Origin of the sequence: Collimonas silvisoli (assembly GCF_018305005.1) — a bacterium.
Lineage (GTDB): Bacteria > Pseudomonadota > Gammaproteobacteria > Burkholderiales > Burkholderiaceae_D > Collimonas > Collimonas silvisoli.
Genome location: NZ_JAGQEG010000036.1, coordinates 36,683 through 53,959, shown reverse-complemented (window position 1 = coordinate 53,959; position 17,277 = coordinate 36,683). Strand labels below are relative to the sequence as shown.

At 58.6% G+C, this 17,277-nt stretch carries 12 protein-coding genes; 9 read left to right on the top strand and 3 right to left on the bottom strand.

Annotated elements, in window-relative coordinates; translation table 11 throughout:
- Positions 1–23 precede the first annotated feature (23 nt).
- The 6 genes from KHU33_RS11930 (at position 24) to KHU33_RS11905 (ending at position 6,104) form a co-directional block, all read left to right on the top strand.
- Positions 24–1,322, top strand: a complete 1,299-nt coding sequence (locus tag KHU33_RS11930) for a CitMHS family transporter (RefSeq protein ID WP_211463065.1) — start codon at positions 24–26, stop codon at positions 1,320–1,322.
- Between the two features lie 28 nt (positions 1,323–1,350).
- Positions 1,351–2,679 (top strand): acyclic terpene utilization AtuA family protein, encoded by a 1,329-nt coding sequence (locus tag KHU33_RS11925; protein WP_211463064.1) that lies wholly within the window; start codon positions 1,351–1,353, stop codon positions 2,677–2,679.
- Positions 2,680–2,687: 8 nt separating this feature from the next.
- Positions 2,688–3,008 carry an AtuA-related protein gene (locus KHU33_RS11920; protein WP_211463063.1) on the top strand — a complete coding sequence of 107 codons (321 nt, stop codon included), beginning with the start codon at positions 2,688–2,690 and terminating at the stop codon, positions 3,006–3,008.
- Positions 3,009–3,037: 29 nt separating this feature from the next.
- Positions 3,038–4,447, top strand: a complete 1,410-nt coding sequence (locus KHU33_RS11915; protein ID WP_211463062.1) for a M20/M25/M40 family metallo-hydrolase — start codon at positions 3,038–3,040, stop codon at positions 4,445–4,447.
- Between the two features lie 148 nt (positions 4,448–4,595).
- The gene (locus KHU33_RS11910; RefSeq protein WP_211463061.1) at positions 4,596–5,534 is read left to right on the top strand and encodes a DMT family transporter; all 939 of its coding nucleotides are present in this window, start codon (positions 4,596–4,598) and stop codon (positions 5,532–5,534) included.
- A 78-nt stretch (positions 5,535–5,612) separates the two neighbouring features.
- Positions 5,613–6,104: a YccF domain-containing protein gene (locus KHU33_RS11905; protein ID WP_230414206.1), complete on the top strand. Its 492-nt coding sequence runs from the start codon at positions 5,613–5,615 to the stop codon at positions 6,102–6,104.
- Positions 6,105–6,156: 52 nt separating this feature from the next.
- On the opposite strand, the gene pbpC is transcribed toward KHU33_RS11905, so the two are convergent.
- Positions 6,157–8,394: a penicillin-binding protein 1C gene (gene pbpC, locus KHU33_RS11900; RefSeq protein ID WP_407928275.1), complete on the bottom strand. Its 2,238-nt coding sequence runs from the start codon at positions 8,392–8,394 to the stop codon at positions 6,157–6,159.
- Positions 8,391–14,279 carry an alpha-2-macroglobulin family protein gene (locus tag KHU33_RS11895; RefSeq protein ID WP_211463059.1) on the bottom strand — a complete coding sequence of 1,963 codons (5,889 nt, stop codon included), beginning with the start codon at positions 14,277–14,279 and terminating at the stop codon, positions 8,391–8,393. Before KHU33_RS11895 ends, pbpC begins: the two co-directional genes overlap by 4 nt.
- Before the next feature lie 310 nt (positions 14,280–14,589).
- On the opposite strand from KHU33_RS11895, the gene KHU33_RS11890 reads away from it, so the two are divergent.
- Together KHU33_RS11890 and KHU33_RS11885 are read left to right on the top strand one after the other, a co-directional pair.
- Entirely contained in the window at positions 14,590–14,904 is a 315-nt protein-coding gene (locus tag KHU33_RS11890; RefSeq protein ID WP_211463058.1) for a transcriptional regulator, read from the top strand.
- The gene (locus KHU33_RS11885) at positions 14,897–15,196 is read left to right on the top strand and encodes a helix-turn-helix domain-containing protein (RefSeq protein WP_329956044.1); all 300 of its coding nucleotides are present in this window, start codon (positions 14,897–14,899) and stop codon (positions 15,194–15,196) included. The genes KHU33_RS11890 and KHU33_RS11885 overlap by 8 nt, the downstream gene beginning before the upstream one ends.
- Before the next feature lie 66 nt (positions 15,197–15,262).
- Here the strand turns inward: KHU33_RS11885 and KHU33_RS11880 are convergent, their stop codons facing one another.
- A complete protein-coding gene (locus KHU33_RS11880) occupies positions 15,263–16,519 on the bottom strand; it encodes an alkaline phosphatase family protein (RefSeq protein WP_211463057.1) in 1,257 nt (418 codons plus the stop codon).
- Between the two features lie 433 nt (positions 16,520–16,952).
- Between KHU33_RS11880 and KHU33_RS11875 the strand changes: the two genes are divergently transcribed.
- Complete coding sequence (locus KHU33_RS11875) at positions 16,953–17,105, top strand: hypothetical protein (protein ID WP_211463056.1); 153 nt, start codon at positions 16,953–16,955, stop codon at positions 17,103–17,105.
- Positions 17,106–17,277 lie beyond the last annotated feature (172 nt).

Genomic DNA, 17,277 nt, shown 5'->3' with positions numbered 1-17,277 from the left:
CAAAAGGATAGGAGACAGACAACATGCTGGCATTACTCGGTTTCATCACCATCGTCACCTTGCTGGCGGCGATCCTCACAAAGAAAATGTCGCCGCTGGTGGCCCTGATCGCGATCCCCATCGCTGCCGCCCTGATAGGCGGCTTTGGGCTCGACACCTCCAAATTCATCGTGTCAGGCATCACCAATATTGCGCCGGTGGCCGGCATGTTCGTATTCGCGATTCTGTTCTTCGGCATAGTCACCGACGCCGGCATGCTGGACCCGATCATCTCCGCCATCCTGCGCATCGTCGGCAGCCGCCCTACCCGCATCGTTCCCGGCACCGCGCTGCTGGCGCTGCTGATCCATCTGGACGGTTCGGGCGCGGTCACCTTCCTGGTGACGATTCCCGCCATGCTGCCGCTCTACCAGCGCCTCGGAATAGACAAGCGCATCCTGGCTTGCGTCGCCTCGCTGGCGGCCGGTGTCAATTTCCTGCCATGGACCGGCCCCATGATTCGCGCCTCCGCTGCCTTGCATATCCCGGTCAGCGAGATTTTCGCGCCCTTGATTCCGGTGCAGATTGCCGGCCTGATATTCGTTTTTTCGGTGGCCTATTACCTGGGCTTGAAAGAAGAGCGGCGTCTCGGCCTGACTCAAGGTACGGCCGTCGGTTTCGTCCACACCCATGAATTGTCAGAAGCAGAAAAGAGCATCCGTCGTCCGCAGAATTTCTGGATCAATATCGTGCTGACCGTTTTTGTATTGGGCCTGATGATCAGCGGGAAAATCGATCCGGTGGTGATGTTCATGGTCGGCGTGGTGCTGGCCTTGATGATCAATTATCGCAACGCCGATATGCAGCGCACGCGTATCGATGCGCATGCCAAAGCCGCCTTGCTGATGGCCAGCATCTTGTTTGCTGCCGGCGTATTCACCGGCATCATGAGCAAATCCGGCATGTTGTCGGCCATGGCCAAGATGGCGGTCGGCCTGGTGCCGCCGTCCATGGCCTCGCATATTCCGGTGGTGCTGGGGCTGCTTTCGATGCCGCTTTCCATGCTGTTCGATCCCGATTCTTTTTACTTCGGCGTGCTGCCGGTGATCGCAGAAGTCGGCCATATGCTGGGCGTGCAACCGCTGCATGTGGCGCAAGCCGCGCTGCTAGGCCAGATGACCACCGGCTTTCCGGTCAGCCCGCTGACACCTGCCACTTTTCTGGTGGCCGGCCTGGCTGGTATCGATTTGGCCGATCACCAGAAATACACTTTTAAATATCTGTTCGCGGCATCCGTCATCATGACGATTGCCTGTGTCGCGATCGGCGTCTTCCCTTTGTAAAACGAGTACCTGGATTGAGGAATTTATCGTGAGGCATATCAGAATCGGCGCCGGCGCCGGTTATTCCGGCGACCGCATCGAACCCGCCATCGAGCTGGCAGAAAAAGGCGAGATCGACTACCTGGTCTTTGAATGCCTGGCCGAGCGCACCATCGCCATCGCCCAGCAAAGCAAGATGAAAAATCCAACTCTGGGTTTCGATCCGCTGCTGGCAGAGCGGATGCAAGCGGTGCTCGGCATCTGCAGCGAAAAGAAAATCAAGATCATCACCAATATGGGCGCGGCCAACCCGCTGGCCGCGGCGGCGATGGTCAGGCAGATCGCGCTATCCATGAATCTCAAGCTGAAGGTGGCTGCAGTGATTGGCGACGACGTACTGGATATCTTGAAAGCAGGCGCCTACATCAGTGATCAAGATATCTTGGTCAACACCCTGGGCGACAAGCTGCTTTCGGCCAATGCCTACATCGGCGCCGCGCCGCTGGTAGCGGCGCTGGCGCAAGGCGCCGATGTCATCGTCACCGGCCGCGTCGCCGATCCGGCTCTGTTCCTGGCGCCTTTGATTCACGAGTTCAACTGGGCCATGGACGATTGGCATCGCCTGGGACAGGGCACACTGGTCGGCCACTTGCTCGAATGCGCAGGCCAGGTCAGCGGCGGCTATTTCGCCGATCCAGGCTACAAGGATGTGCAGGGGCTGGCGCGGCTGGGTTTCCCGATCGGCGAAGTGGCGGAGGATGGCTCGGTGGTCATCACCAAAGTAGCGGGATCCGGCGGCCAAGTGACGCCTGCTACCTGCAAAGAACAACTGCTGTACGAGATACACGACCCCGCCGGTTATCTGACGCCGGACGTGGTGGCCGATTTCTCGGGAGTGACGATGAAGGAAATCGGTCCCGACCAGGTTCTGGTGCAAGGCGCAAGCGGACGCGCCAGGCCGGATACCCTGAAAGTATCGATAGGTTATATCGACAGCTATATCGGCGAAGGACAAATCTCCTACGCCGGACCGGGAGCGCTAGCGCGCGCCAGGCTGGCGCAAGCCATCGTTGCGGAAAGACTGGAGTTGAGTGCGGTGAAATTCGACGAAATCCGCTACGACCTGCTGGGAGTCGACGCCATCCATGGCACGAGCTTGTCGGTACAAACCTCCGAACCTTATGAAGTGCGCGTCAGAGTGGCCGCCCGCAGCGATAACATGCGCGACGCGGTCCGCATCGGCAACGAAGTCGAAACGCTGTATACCTGTGGACCGGCAGCCGGCGGCGGCGTCACCAAATCTGCAAAAGAAGTGGTCGCCGTGCAGTCCTGCCTGCTGCCACGCCAGCTGGTAAAAACCGCTGTTCATTTCGAGTGAGAACCAAGATGAAATTACGCGAACTTGCCCATTCCCGCGCCGGCGACAAAGGCGACATTTCGAATATCTCAGTGATCGTCTATCAGGAAAAAGACTATGCGTTACTGGAAAAATACCTGACTGCGGAAAGAGTCAAAGCCCATTTTTCGGACATCGTGCAAGGCGACGTGCTGCGCTATGCACTGCCGACTCTAGGCGCGCTGAATTTCGTCATGCAACGCGCTCTGGGCGGCGGCGTCACGCGCTCGCTTGCGCTCGATGCCCACGGCAAATGCCTGAGTTCGGCGATAATGAAGCTGGAAATCCCTGACGACATAAAACCATCCTGACGCATCCATCCCGCCAAGAAAGGAAGTCCATGAGAACACAGATTCGCCGCTTGCCCGCCCGCGCCGCACTCGCTTTGACGCTTGCTACACTGGGAGCTGTAGCCTCCGCGCAAGCGCTGACGCCGGAAACCCAGCGTTACCACGACATCTACAAAGAACTGGTGGAAATCAACACCACGCACTCCGTGGGCGATACCGCCAAAGCCACCCGCGCCATGCAAAAACATTTGCTGGACGCCGGCTTCGCGAGTAGCGACATCCAGCTGTTCGAGCCGTTTCCGCGCAAGGGCAGCCTGGTGTTGCGCTTCAAGGGCAATGGCAGCAAGCAGCCGCTGTTGCTGCTGGCGCATATCGACGTAGTCGAAGCCAAGCGCGAAGACTGGAAAACCGATCCCTTTCAGTTGCAGGAAAGCGGCGGCTACTTCACCGCCCGCGGTTCCATCGACGACAAAGCCATGGCTTCAGCCTTCGTCTCGGTGCTGAGCCAGCTGAAACAGGAAGGATTCAAACCTAGCCGCGACATCATCCTGGCCCTGACCGCCGACGAAGAACGCGGCGATGTGCCGAGCAACGGCGCTTACTGGCTGATCAACAACAAACCCGAACTGCTGAAAGCCGAGTTCGGCATCAACGAAGGCGGCGGCGGCGAACTGCGCGGCGGCAGACCTAATCTGCACCGCTTGCAAGTCGCCGAGAAAATGTACACCACCTATGAACTGGAAGCACGCGATGTCGGCGGCCACAGTTCGATCCCGACCGCCAACAACCCGATCTACGCCCTCTCCGCCGCACTCGACAGATTGGGCGCCTACCGCTTTCCAGTGCACCTGGCCGACGTTACGCAAACTTATTTCGCCCGCAGCGCGGCGTTTGCCAGCGGCCAGTTGGCGGCGGACATGCGCGCAGTCGGCAGCGGCAAACCGGATGCCGCCGTGATCGACCGTCTGTCGGCCACCCCCGCCTACAATGCACAGTTGCGCACCACCTGCGTGGCGACCATGGTCACCGCCGGCCACGCCGAAAACGCTCTGCCGCAATCGGCCAAGGCCACGGTCAATTGCCGCATCCTGCCGCAAGACGATCCGCAAGATATCGATCGCCAGCTCAAGCAGGTGATCAATAACGACAAGATTACCGTGCGCTACATCAACCAGCCGCTGCGCAGCCCCGCGTCGCCGCTGAACGGCGATCTGGTGAAGACGGTGGAAACGCTGACGCAGGAAATGTGGCCCGGCGTGCCGGTAGTGCCGGCCATGAGCACCGGCGCCACCGACAGCCGCTTCATGCGCAATGCCGGCATCCCCATGTATGGTGTGACCGGGCTGTTTGCCGATCCGGCCGACTACCGCACCCATGGCCTGGACGAACGAGTCGAAATCCAGCGCCTGTACGACAGCCGTGAATTCCTTTACCGGCTGGTGAAGCGTCTGGCGCAATAAGATAGCAAACCGAAGCGGCTCCGGCGTTCGCCGGGGCTTCCTCCTTGCAGCCGAATTCGAGCGCAAGAACCAGAGTGCCCAGGGTCTCGATATGCCCTATGTTTCAATTGTGCAGCGCCCGCTGCTCGCCAATTGACGGACACTCCCCATGAACTTTATCGAACTGCTCCTGCTCGCCGCAATCTGGGGCGCATCCTTTCTCTTCCTGCGGATTGCCGCACCCGAATTCGGCCCCTTCGCATTGATCGCGCTGCGCGTCGGCATTGCTGCGCTGATGCTGGCCCCGGTGCTGCGTTCCGCTGCCGCCCGTAGCCAATGCCGCAGCAAAGCGTGGCCCTTGCTGGTGGTCGGCGTCAGCAATTCCGCACTTCCGTTTGGCCTGTTTGCTTATTCAACGCTGTACGTCAATGCCGGCATCGATTCCATACTGAATGCGACCACGCCGATCTGGGCTGCCATGATCGCAGCGCTGTGGTTTCAGCAAGCGCTGAATCGTGGCCAAATCTTTGGCTTGATGCTGGGACTGGCCGGCGTCGTGGTATTGGTTTGGGATACCGTAGGCGCCGGCATCGCAGGCGTGCCGCTGGCAATCGCCGCCGCGCTGCTGGCCACCGTATGTTACGGCTTCGCAGTGAATTACTCGAAACGCCATCTGGCCGGCGTCGAGCCGTTGGTGGTCGCCTTTGGCAGCCAGTTCTTCGCTACCATCGTGCTGCTGCCGCCGGCGCTGCTGTTCTGGCCGCAACAGGCTATCTCGCCGTCGATCTGGGCCGGTGTCGCCGCACTTGGCGTGGTCTGCACCGGCTTTGCCTACATCCTTTATTTTCGGCTGATCGAGCGAGTGGGCGTCGCTTATGCTGCATCCGTGACTTTCCTGATTCCGATTTTCGGTCTGATCTGGGGCGCTGTTTTCCTGGATGAAAAAGTCACGCCCACCATGCTAGCCGGGTGCACCATCACCCTGATCGGGACAGCGCTCGCCAGCGGTAAACTCAGCGGCTTGCGGATCAAGGCAAAGTCAAAGGGGGGAGCCGATATGCCTCTAGCCTATACGCAGCGGGTTGATAACGACAAACAGAGCAGGTAAGGATTCTCTTGTGAGCCGTTACCTGCAATGTTACATTTTCTCTTTTTGCAATTTCCGGCAGCAAAGGACGAAGAACCTTTGTCATGCCTTCATCAGGAAGAAAAAGATATGCGCGCCATCGGCAATTTTCTGTGGTTTGTTCTGGGCGGGGTGTTTATGGGTCTGGGCTGGTGGCTGATTGGCGTATTGGCCTTCATCACGATCGTCGGCATCCCATGGGGCAAAGCCTGCTTCGTGATTGGCCAGTTTACTTTTTTCCCTTTCGGTAAAGAAGCGGTGAGCCGAAAAGAACTGACAAACAAGGACGATATCGGCACCGGCGGTTTTGGTCTTATCGGTAATGTCATCTGGTTCGTGCTGGCCGGTATCTGGCTGGCTATCGGCCATGTACTCTCGGCTATCGCATGCTTCGTCACCATCATCGGCATTCCGTTTGGCATCCAGCACCTGAAGCTGGCGGGTATTGCGTTGGCGCCGATCGGGAAAACCATTGTGACCAAAGAAGTCGCGGCAGCGCTACGCAAGCAAGACGCAGAAGCAAGCGTCGCCAAACTGCGCAGCAAAACCTAATAAAACGCCGGATAAGTCGAATCACCGGTGCAGCCTCGACCGGAGACGCCAACTATTTCTTGGTGGCGCGGCTGGATTTCTGTTGCGCCACGTTCTCGACCGCGCCACGCACTTCGAATCGGACCTGGTCGACCACGGTCATTTTATGGTCCAGCAATTCCAGCACATGCCTGCCTGGCCATGGCATCCAATCGAAGACCAATTGCGAATCTGACGCCGTTGCCTGAAGGCTGGCTTTCTTGCCGGTCTTCGGCGCAAGCGAGGTTAGCAACTTGCCGTCCAGCCGCCATGTGCCGCTAGACAATCCATCTGCCGCAAAACGTATGCGTTGCCGCTGCGGCGGAATATCCGGATCGAGCGCTACCAGCATGCCTGGCGTCGGGTAGCGTATGGCGATGTTGATGTCGTCCGATCTGGCGGTCGTGATCAGGCTTTGTTCGGTCCCGGCCAGAAAATATTCCTGGCGCGGCGCTTCAAGCTTGTCGGCATAGCGGATATCTTGTTGCACCACACCGGCTGGTTTTTGCGGGATCTGTTGCCGTAGCTGGTCACGCGTGTGCAGGTATTGCATCACTTCTTGCCAGATCGGCGCGGCGCCGGTCACGCCGGACACATCCCACATCGGCAAACCGGAAGCATTGCCGACCCAGACGCCGACCGTATACCGATCCGAATAGCCAACCGCCCAGTTGTCGCGCATGTCTTTCGAGGTGCCGGTCTTGACCGCCGCCCAAACCCGTGTCGAGAGTGCATTTTCAAGGCCGAAAGTGCGGCTGCGGGCGCTGCGGTCGGCCAGGATATCGCCGATGATAAAACTGGCGCCCTGATCCATCACCTTGTGCATTGTCACTGCAGGATCGCTCAGCGCAGTACGCACGCCGCTGTAGCGCCCTTGATTGGCCAGCGCGCGATAGGCATTGCTCAACGCCAGCAGGCTGACATCGGCGCTGCCCAGCGCCAGGCTATAGCCGTAATAATCGCCGGATTCGCGCAGCTGAAACCCCAGGCCCTGCAAGCGTTCGAAAAAAGTCGTTGGCGTGACGGTTACCAGAGTCCGCACTGCCGGAATGTTCAAGGACGACGCCAGCGCGGTGCGCGCACTGACCAGGCCTTTAAACTGCTTGTCGTAATTTTGCGGAATATACAAACCGCTGGCGGTGGGCAGATTGATCGCCGAATCGTTCAGGATCGAGGCCGCGGTCAGCCATTTTTTTTCGATGGCCAGCTCGTATAAAAATGGTTTCAAGGTGGAACCGGCTTGGCGCAAGGCCAGCACGCCGTCGACCTCGGCAGCATTCGAAAACGAACCGCTGGAACCGACCCAGGCCAGGACATCGCCGCTGGCATTGTCGAGCACCACGATAGCGCCGTCTTCGATGTTGCGTTCAACCAAAGCCGCCAACTGCCGCCGCAAGGCATCGTTAGCGAAGCGCTGGACACCGGCGTCCAGCGTTGAGCGCACGGCTTGGCCGGGTGTACGCAGCAGTTTGCGCGCCAGATGGGGCGCCAGTTGCGGTGCGGTGGTGGTGACGATCACTTCGGAATTCGAGCCGCTGCGGACCAGCGCCAGCAAGGTGAAATCTTCCAGTCCCTTGCATTCCTGTGCCGCACGTTGTTCCTGCAAGATGCGGCAGGCGCGTTGCGCGACCCGGACCGGCGTCGCGTTCGGGCCGCGGATCAAGGCGACGGCAATCGCCGCCTCGCGCTGGCTCAAACCGCTAGGATGCTTGCCGAACAAGACCCGCGACAACGCATGTATGCCGACCAGCTCACCGCGAAAACTGACCAGGTTCAGATAGGCTTCCAGTATCTGATCTTTGCGCCAGTTACGCTCCAGCAGCTGCGCAACCATTACCTGCGACACCTTTTGCTGGATTGAACGTGGCGCAGTGCGACGCCGCAGATCGTCGTCCAGCAAACCCGCCAGTTGCATGGTGATGGTCGATGCGCCACGGGTCTTGGTGTTCCACAAATTGCCCCACGCGGCGGCAGCGACCGCATTCCAGTCGACCCCGCTATGCTGGTAAAAGCGCCGGTCTTCCGACGCCACCAAGGCATTGCGCAAGGCCGGCGACACATCCTCCAGCGCCACCCACGACAAGCGGCGTTCATTCGGATTCAGGCGGATCTGCTGCAGCAACTGCCCCTTGCGATCGTACAAGCTGGCTTCGGATGAACGGAATTCCTGTTGCACATCGGCGAAGCTTTGCAGGGCGTGCACCGGGGCGGCGCTCAGGGCCAGCAACAATGCAGCGCCCAGCCTCCGGCACCTGATACCAATCGAACTCACTTCACCGTCCATTTCGGATTGGGGCTTTCACCAAACATTTCCGGCGCATACATCGCTTCCACCCGGGTCGGCGGCAAGCTGAATTCGCCCTGGTTATTGATGCGGAAGGTATACGTCATCGTGAATTTCCCTTTCGGCACATATTCGTAATAACTGCGGAACGCTTCAAAACTGCGCTCTTCATACGCCACCCAGGCGCTGCCGCTAGGCCGCTCGCTGGTGGTGGCAATCGCCGAATCGCGTCCCAGGCCGGAACCGAGCAAGGTAGCGCCGGCCGGAATCGGATCGGTCACCACTACCCAGGTCATATCGGACTGCGCATCGACTTCGAGGTCGACTCGCACAATATCGCCACGCGTGTATTTGCCCTTCTCTTTTTGCTCGACCGGGACGATGTTCTTATTGATCCGGTAACCGCTTGTGAACGGCTTCTTCAACACCACCGCCGCCAGGCTTTGCACGGTGACCCAGGGCGCGCCGCTGCCGGCGTGGCTCAGCTTCAGCTCTGCCGGTGCAACGGATGACGGCCATGGCAATTGCAGCTTGCCGATCTCAGCCGTGGCGGCGCTGGCGGGCCAGTTGTAGCTTTGGCTGCCGCTCACGTTGGCGCCCTGCTCCAGGCTGGCTTTGCTGACACCGGCCACTTTCACAGACTCAAACTTGCGGGCGAATTTTTGCAGCGCCAGCGAACCCCACAGATTGGCCGTAGTGGTCGACCAGTGGCCGCGCAGCTGGCGCTGGATAGCGCCGTTGATCAGTTTCGGCATGTCTTCTTTCCAGGCTGGATTCTCCAGCATGGTCAGCACCAGCCGGTTGGCGTTGACGTCGCCGCTGGCCATCAGCCACCACCAGTAATCGCTGCTCTCGGTCGAAAAACCCATGCGCGTGCTTTGATAATTCAAGCGCGCACGGATGATCTGATCCGCTTCGGCCAGCCGCTTTGCGCGGTCCGGGATACTCGATACGCGTTGCAGAATATTGATCCAGTCCAGCAGCGCCGAGGTCGGCCACAGATTGGGCGACAGCTGGATCGAATCCAGCATTGCTGGCCGCACCCGGTCATAACGCGACAACGCTTCCAGCGCCGCCAGCTTGCGCACATCCAGATCTTTCTGCGGCGACCAGAACTCGCGCGTGATCTTGCCCTCCACAAACGCCGCCAGGCCATCCAGCATCTTGTCGCGGCTTTGCTGCGGAATCGCGAAACCGGATTCCTGCGTCACCGCCAGCAGATAGGCGGTCAGGATATCGCTGCCACGGCGGGCGTTGCCTTCATTCGGCGGATAGTAATAAGCCAGGCCATCGCTATCCAGATAAGTCGGCAGATCGTTCAGCACCTTTTGCCACAAGGCCTCGTCACGCAGACCGATCGCGCGCGAGGTCTTTTGCTCCAGGCAGGAGAATGGATAGTCGATGAAATAGCGCCGCAAGCCTTCATTGCCGGAAGCAAGCGACGGCGCCAGCGAGATCGCCAGGCCGCCACGGCCGGGCAGGCCGTCGGCGGGCGGCGCTACCGCCATGCTGAACGGCTTGTCGAGCTGGAACAAGCTGGCTTGCTGCACCGTCACCGGCACCGCCGGCACCACCCGCTGGGTGAACTTGATGCTGTCCTTGACCTTGGCGCCGCCCTGTTCCTGGGCGTTGATTTCCCACACCAGCTGGCCGACGTCTGCCGGCACCGTGACCGGCCATACCAGCTCGCGGGTTTCACCGGCGGGAATGTTCTGGTCCTTGTCTGGCAAGGGCGTCGTCGCCGTCAAGCCGACAGCCTGTGCCGTAGCATGGACTTGCATGGCGCGGGGGGTGGTGTTGCGCAGCGTTACCAGCGCGCTGAAATTATCGCCTTCGCGCACCAGCGGCGGCAGCCCGGAAATCAGTTGCAGATCCTGGGTCGAACGGATGCTGACGGCGCCGGTGCCGAACAGGCTGTCGCCGCTTTGCGCCACGGCGACTATCTTGAAACTGGTCAAGGAATCGTTCAACGGGATATCGACCTGGGTCCGGCCGTTGGCGTCCAGTACGATGATGGGCTTCCACAGCAGCAGGGTATCGAACAATTCGCGGGTCGGCGATTTACCACCGCCGCCGCCGGCAGGAATCGCCTTGCGGCCGTAATGGCGCTTGCCGACTACCTGCATTTGCGCGGTCGAGGTTTCCACTCCATAGCTGCGCCGCTGCAGCATCGCTTCCAGCAGATTCCAGCTCTTGTTGGGTTCCAGTTCCAGCAAGGCTTCATCGACTGCCGCCAGGGCGATCTCGGCGCCGGCCGCCGGTTTGCCGTTCGGCAGGTTGGCCTGGATATTCACCTTGGCCGTGGTGCGGATCGCATAACCAGGCTGATCCGCCTTGAGCGTCACCGCCAATTGGTTGGCGGCAGTGCCGACCGTGATTTCGGCAATCCCGAATTTATAGGCTGGCTTGGCCAGGTCGACGGTGGCGCTCGGCGCCTGGTATTCCTTGAATTCGCTCCACCAGTTCAAGGGTTCTTTCCAACCCCAGATAAAGAAGGAATACCACGGCACCTCGCGCATGCGGCCGCGCACCGCCAGCACCGAGACGAACACATTGGGGCCGTAACTGGCTTTGACCGGCAGGCTGAAGGTGGGATCCTGGCCGTTCAGTTGCACCACCCGGGTTTCGATCACGCCTTCGCGCTCCACCGCGATCAGGGCGGTGGCGTAACGGAAAGGCATGCGCACCTGGAACTTGGCGCTTTCGCCGGGCTGATAAGTTTTTTTCTCAGGCAGTATGTCGATGCGGTCCTGGTTCTCGCCATCGAACCATACCTCGCCTTGTCTGGTGACCCAGACCGAACTGGTAGCCAGGGCGACCTTGCCGCTCTCATCCTTGCCTTTGGCGGCGAGCACAATATTGCCCGGCTCGGCCAACTCCACGCTGCAAATCATCAAGCCGCGCGCATCGGTTTTACCGGAGCACAGCACGCCGAGATCGCTGCCGGTGGTAGTGTTTTCATAGGCGTAGAAACCACCCACCATGCGCTTGCGATGCGAGTTGGTTTGTTTCGACGAAGCGCTGATGTCAATCGGCACACCGGCTTGCGGCTGGCCGGCCGGATTCAGGGCAACCGCGGTCAGAGTCAGTTTTTTCTTGACCGAAACCCACTCCCCGGCTTTCAAGCCAACCACCACTGCCGCCGGCCACATCGGCGTAACGCTCGATATGGTCTGGATTTCGCCGTTCGGATCGGCGTAAGTCATTTCGGTCAGCAATTCCTTCGGCGCCGTGATGGCCGGCAGTTCCTTCACCAGCGTTTTGCCGGCGCCGTTTTTATCCAGGGTCACCGGTAATTTGTCGGCCACGATTTTCTGGTCGTCGGCGCTGCTGTCATCGTCATTGCGCGCAGCTGCAAAGGAATAACCATCGTAGCCGGCAAAATTCACGGCCTTGGCGCGCAGCAGGCTGGTGATGTGCACCGATTGGCCGGAAGCGCCGCCGCCGTTCAAATAGTTGAGTTGCACGGCTAGCGGCACTTCCTTGGGCGCGATCAATGTCTTCGGCGGCGTGATCCGTCCCTGCAGCAGAGGCAGACGGAATTCTTCGACGCGGAAACTGCCGCTGCTATAGCTGCGCCGATTGGCGTCGTAGCCTCCGGCGTCTGAGTTAGCATCTGAGTTAGCGTCGGCGTCAGCACCGTCACCGCCGCTGACGCCGCTCTTGACCTTGCCGCCATCCAGCACTACCTCATAGCGGCCAAGCTTGGCTTCTTTCGGAATCTGGAACACGGTCTCGGCATTTTTCTGGCCGCGCCAGTTCAACGCAAACTGATATTCCTGGCCGCTGCCCTGATGCGTGATACGCACCCGCGTCGGCAGCTTATCGCTCGGCAGCAGGCCGAAACCCTGCTGGGTTTCGGTGCGGATCACGTGTTTCATCGAGACCGTTTCGCCGGCCCGGAACAGGGTGCGGTCAAACACCGTGTGGGCGCGCACCGTGGCGGATTTGTCATAGTCCGTCGGCAGGTTGAAACGCCAGGATTCGATGCCGTCATTCCACGAAGTCAGCGCAAAAGCCATGTCGGCCCGGCCTTTTTCATCGGTCTTGCGGGCGCTGACAAAAAGACCGTCGATCTGGCCCGGCTCATTGCTGGCGCCGTTACGACAAGCGTCCAGCGGGAATTCCGGCACCATGGCAATCCCCGTTTTATCGGTCTTGCCGTGCCACAGCTCGGTGCCGCGGCAATCGGAAATGCGGACATCGGCGTCGCTCACCGGCTTGGCGCTATCCAGCGTGGTAACCCACACCGCGCCGTTCTGCCGGCCGATCTTGACATGCACCGATAAATTAGTCACCAGCGCGCTGGTCCGCACATACATGGGCGCGGCTTTGCCTAACAGGGCTGCACCCAGCTTTTGCGACTCCAGTTCGACCACATAGAATCCCGGATCCTTGAGAGGAATGCCGATCACTTCGAACGGCCGCACGCCGTCCTTGCTGTCCGGCGACGGCGGCAGGGTCAGGGTTTTGGCGCCGCTTTGCTTCGCCAGCAAACCGATGCTGCGCGTTTCCACCTGCTTCTTGTTGATGGTCACCGTGGTTTCGTGATAACGCCTGAGCTTGGTCAGCCAGGCAATGATGTTCTGGTCATCGCTGACTTTCAGATTGCTGACCGTACCTGGATTGACTTTACCGTCGGCGCTGCGCGCCAGCATGCTGCTCTCGACGCTGCGCAAGGTCACAGGCAGCGTGGCGTCGGCGTTGAGTTCGATGATGCCAAACGGAGAAGAAGGAAATTTTGCCAGCGGCGGATAAGCCGCCATCCGTACTTTCAGCGGAAACGCGGCGGCGTTCGACAGCGGCCGCCCGTTCTCATCCTGGAAACCTCTCGGCAAGTCGACGCTGAGTTCCGATTTTTCTGCGAACGGCGGCTTGAAGCTGAGTTGCGTGACGGTTTCTTCGTTATCGTTTTTCTCAAAAAACGGCTTCAGCTTGCCGTTGGCGGCGTTCAGCGTCACACCTTCTGCCAGCTTGCGTGCGACCGGTACAGTGAACAATATGCGCAAGGGCAAAATCGGCGCACAGGCGGCATTGGCGTTCTCGCGCTGGCAACTGACGCTGGCGGTGAAAACCGGCCGCACCTTGAACTTGAAGACTTGCGGCTGACTGCTGGCGACGCCCGACGCCGTGCTCACGCCCTTGTCCCAGGTCAGGCGGACCGCGCTGTCGTTGGGCAAGCGTTGCTGGCATTGCACAGTGCTGACACGTTCGGGATTGATTTTGTCGGTAAATTTATCGAGCAGCTGCTTGCGGTCGGCAGCGGCGATGAACTTGACTGGAATCCGCTCGTGCACGCCTTCGGCTTCGCAATACACATGCTTCAGAATGCTGTCGCTGGTGGCAGCGCCGTTTTGCACCAGGATGAAAATCTGCTCTTCATCGATAGTGCCGCCCGATGGCATGACATTGACGACGGCAGGGCCGCCGGTATTGAATTGAAACGTGCTCTTGCCGCTGACTGCGGCGCCCGATAATAACTTGAATCCCGGTTTCAGGGCAAAGCTGCAACGTGTTCCCGGCGGCACGTCGCGCACAAAATCATAAATCCAGTTACGCTCATCGGCCCAGCGCCCGCTGCCGGCTTCAGGACAGCTGATATCGAATGGCGTCGGCGCCTTCGGATCGCCAAACTTGATGGCGGCTTCAGAGAAATTTACCCGCACCTGGCGCACCTGGGCAATTTCGCCTTGCGGCGAAAAACTGGTGACGCCGGCCGCATGCGCCATCTGGCCGCCCAGCAAAACCATGAGCAGCGCCAATGTGTTACGCGCGCCGGCAGCGGCGCCGGAGAGTCTACGGCCGAAAAAAAACAGCCCCGGAAACTTTACGGCGCTGCTGCTGGTTTGGGCTTTTTCTGTCGCTGCTTGCATAGCTATCCTCGGGCTCGGAATACGTGAAATATGACTTTGCGAGGATACAGCATCTCTATGTCTTTATGGCAATTTTATGATTTAGATAATGCTTGCAATCCTGATGCATGACCAGCGCCATAAGCTAGTGCTTGAAAATTGTTAGAAATCGACACGAGACTCTTCTCCTTCAGAAGATGTCTTTATGATAATTACGATCTTTCAGCTCCCGAGACATGTCCCTGGAGTTTTCTGAGCCAAACCCCGGCCCTTCATTTTGGTCAACTAGAAATTTTTTGTGGGAATACGTCAATGACGTATAATCAATCATATGCGTACCGTAATCGAGACTGAAATTTTTCAGCGATATGCATCGGAAATCTGGTCAGATACCGAGCGCGAAGAACTGGTTAACTGGATTGCCGTGAATTCTTTGTCCGGCGACGTCATCCCAGGTACAGATGGATTGCGCAAGGTACGTTATGCACGTGGTGGCATGGGCAAACGTGGAGGTGCGAGAGTAATTTATTACAACCTCCTTGATAACGGCGAAATATGGTTACTGATAGCGTACACAAAAGCCAAATTCGACAAGTTGCCAACACATTTCTTAAATAAACTTCGAGAGGAAATTCATCGTGGATAAAGAACTGGATCAATTTCAATCCGACTTGCTCAAATCGGTAAGCGATATGAAGGCAGGCAAAGCCGGGCGCTCAACTGCCGTTGCGGTTTCTCCTATTGCCAAGGCACGTACGCAGTCTGGTTTGTCGCAATCGCAATTCGCTGCACTCATGGGCGTATCGGTTCGGACATTACAGGAATGGGAGCAAGGCCGCCGCGCCCCATCTGGCGCCGCGCGGACATTGTTGAATATTGCAATACGCCATCCTGAAGTGCTTATCGAAGAATCCCGGCAAGCTGTGTATTTCAAATAACTGTCCCGCGAAATGAACAGCGGCTCAGCTCATGAAAACCAAGCCAAGAACAATTCGCGCTGCCGCTCAGTTCAAGGCAGGCGCCGCAGTCAAGCTGCCATCGGATGGCAGCGGTTGCAAGCCGATCAGGTGCATCACGAGCGGATAGACGTCTACGTTGTCGAATGGTGCTAAAACGATGCCTGCTTTGAACGCCGGCCCCGCTGCGATGAAAATTGCCTGCATCTCGGCAGCCATATTGTCATAGCCGTGGCCGCCGGCCGGGGTCCGTTCCGCAGCACGCGCGTCCGGCGCGATTTGCCAGCCGACTTCAGCCAGGCAGATGAAGCCCGGCACTCGCGGGTTCTGGCCGTAGTGGAAGCGCGGCGGTATTGCTTCCTTGCGCCAGCATTGCATATGCTGGTGCGGCTTCAGCAGCGCGCCGGCTAAAACACTGTCCTGCCCCGGCTTTGCCTCAAGTCCGGCATAGCTGCCGCTCGTCACTAGCCGGTAGCTGTCGGCCGGGGCGACCTGATCTAGCAGGATCACCCGCTGCTTGCTCATGGCTGCCATGCCATGGTCGGACACCAGCACTATATTGGCCTTGATGTTGCGCGCTTTGAGGCCGGCGACGAGACGCCCTATCGCCTCATCGACATGCGCCGCTGCCTGCGTGGTTTGCACCGCCTCCGGGCCGTATTCGTGCCCGGCATGATCGACGTCTTCGAAATAGAGCGTAAGAAAAACCGGGCGCGATGCTATTGGCCGGTCCAGCCAGCCAAGCAAGGTGTCGACGCGTTCGCTGGCCGGCACCTTGCTGTCGTAGCTGCGCCATTCGCTTGGACGAACGCCCTGGATGGCTGCCTCGGATCCCGGCCAGAACATGGTCGCGGTGCGCAGGCCGCGTTTCTCCGCTGTGCTCCATATCGGCTCCGCCTGGTCCCACCAGCGACGATCATTGGCAGCTTCTCGATTGCCAAGGCTGAAACGAATGCCTGGAATCCGGCTGTCCTCCATACTGTTGCCGACAATGCCGTTGCGATCCGGCCGGAGTCCTGTCACCAGTGTGTAGTGATTGGGGAAAGTTATCGATGGAAACGAGGGGTGCATCGCTTCGGCGCTGGCGCCTTGCGCCGCCAGCGCGTTGAGATTCGGCGTGACCCCGCGCTTCAGGTAGTCCGGCTTGAAGCCGTCGATCGACACCAGGATCACCGGCGCGACCGGCGTTGCTTGATCGCTTTGGGTTGAAGACGGTGGTGCGGTTAGCGCACATCCGACGACGATTGCAGGAAGAAATGCATAAAAAAGGCAGCGCAAAGCCAGGCGGGAAAAAACAATCTTCATGATATTTTCAATGAATCGCGATTAGCCCGAAGATACACGCGATTTATTACTGCCATATGAAAGCCGGGGAAATCGCGATTCCCGCTAGCTGAGCAATCGACCTCGTTCCGGAAGAATTAAAAAATATGACGATTTTTTATCTAAAATTTTTTGTATACATATGATCATTATTCCAGATGGGTTCAATCACGCTAAGAATGCAAATCAGGATCAGAAGATGAAGGAGATTCGTTCATTAAAATAACAGCATCTATTGGTGAGCCGCGTTACAAATTGGGGATGGCGGCAAGATCCAAGAACTGGACTGGGGTGCACCGGCAGGTCAAAATGGCGACATTTTTTTAAAATTTGTATACAATCTAATGAAAATAAATCCGCACAACGACGTGCCGGCTACATTAAAAAAACATGGCGGCGATCTATGGAGGGGGCGATGCGAGAACGGTTCGGCGGTTCGGTTTTGTTACACGATGCCGAGGATGTCGGCCAGATTCACTTCATGTTCGCCGCCGCTCAGACGCAAGGCGCGCTCGATATCAAGCAGATGCCGGTGCAGAGATCGTGTCGTCGGATTTTTTTCTCATGACTTCCATTTTTGCTTTTGGATTGCAAGCCCGCAGTCATGCTGCCGTAGTTTGCAACCGCCAGGCACAGATACAAACCGCAGGCACACGCCGCGCCAGATGCGTTGACGGTTCGCGTCGCGGTATCTGGCATGCAGTTTGCTTTTACATAAGCCTTATACCGACAATACATTG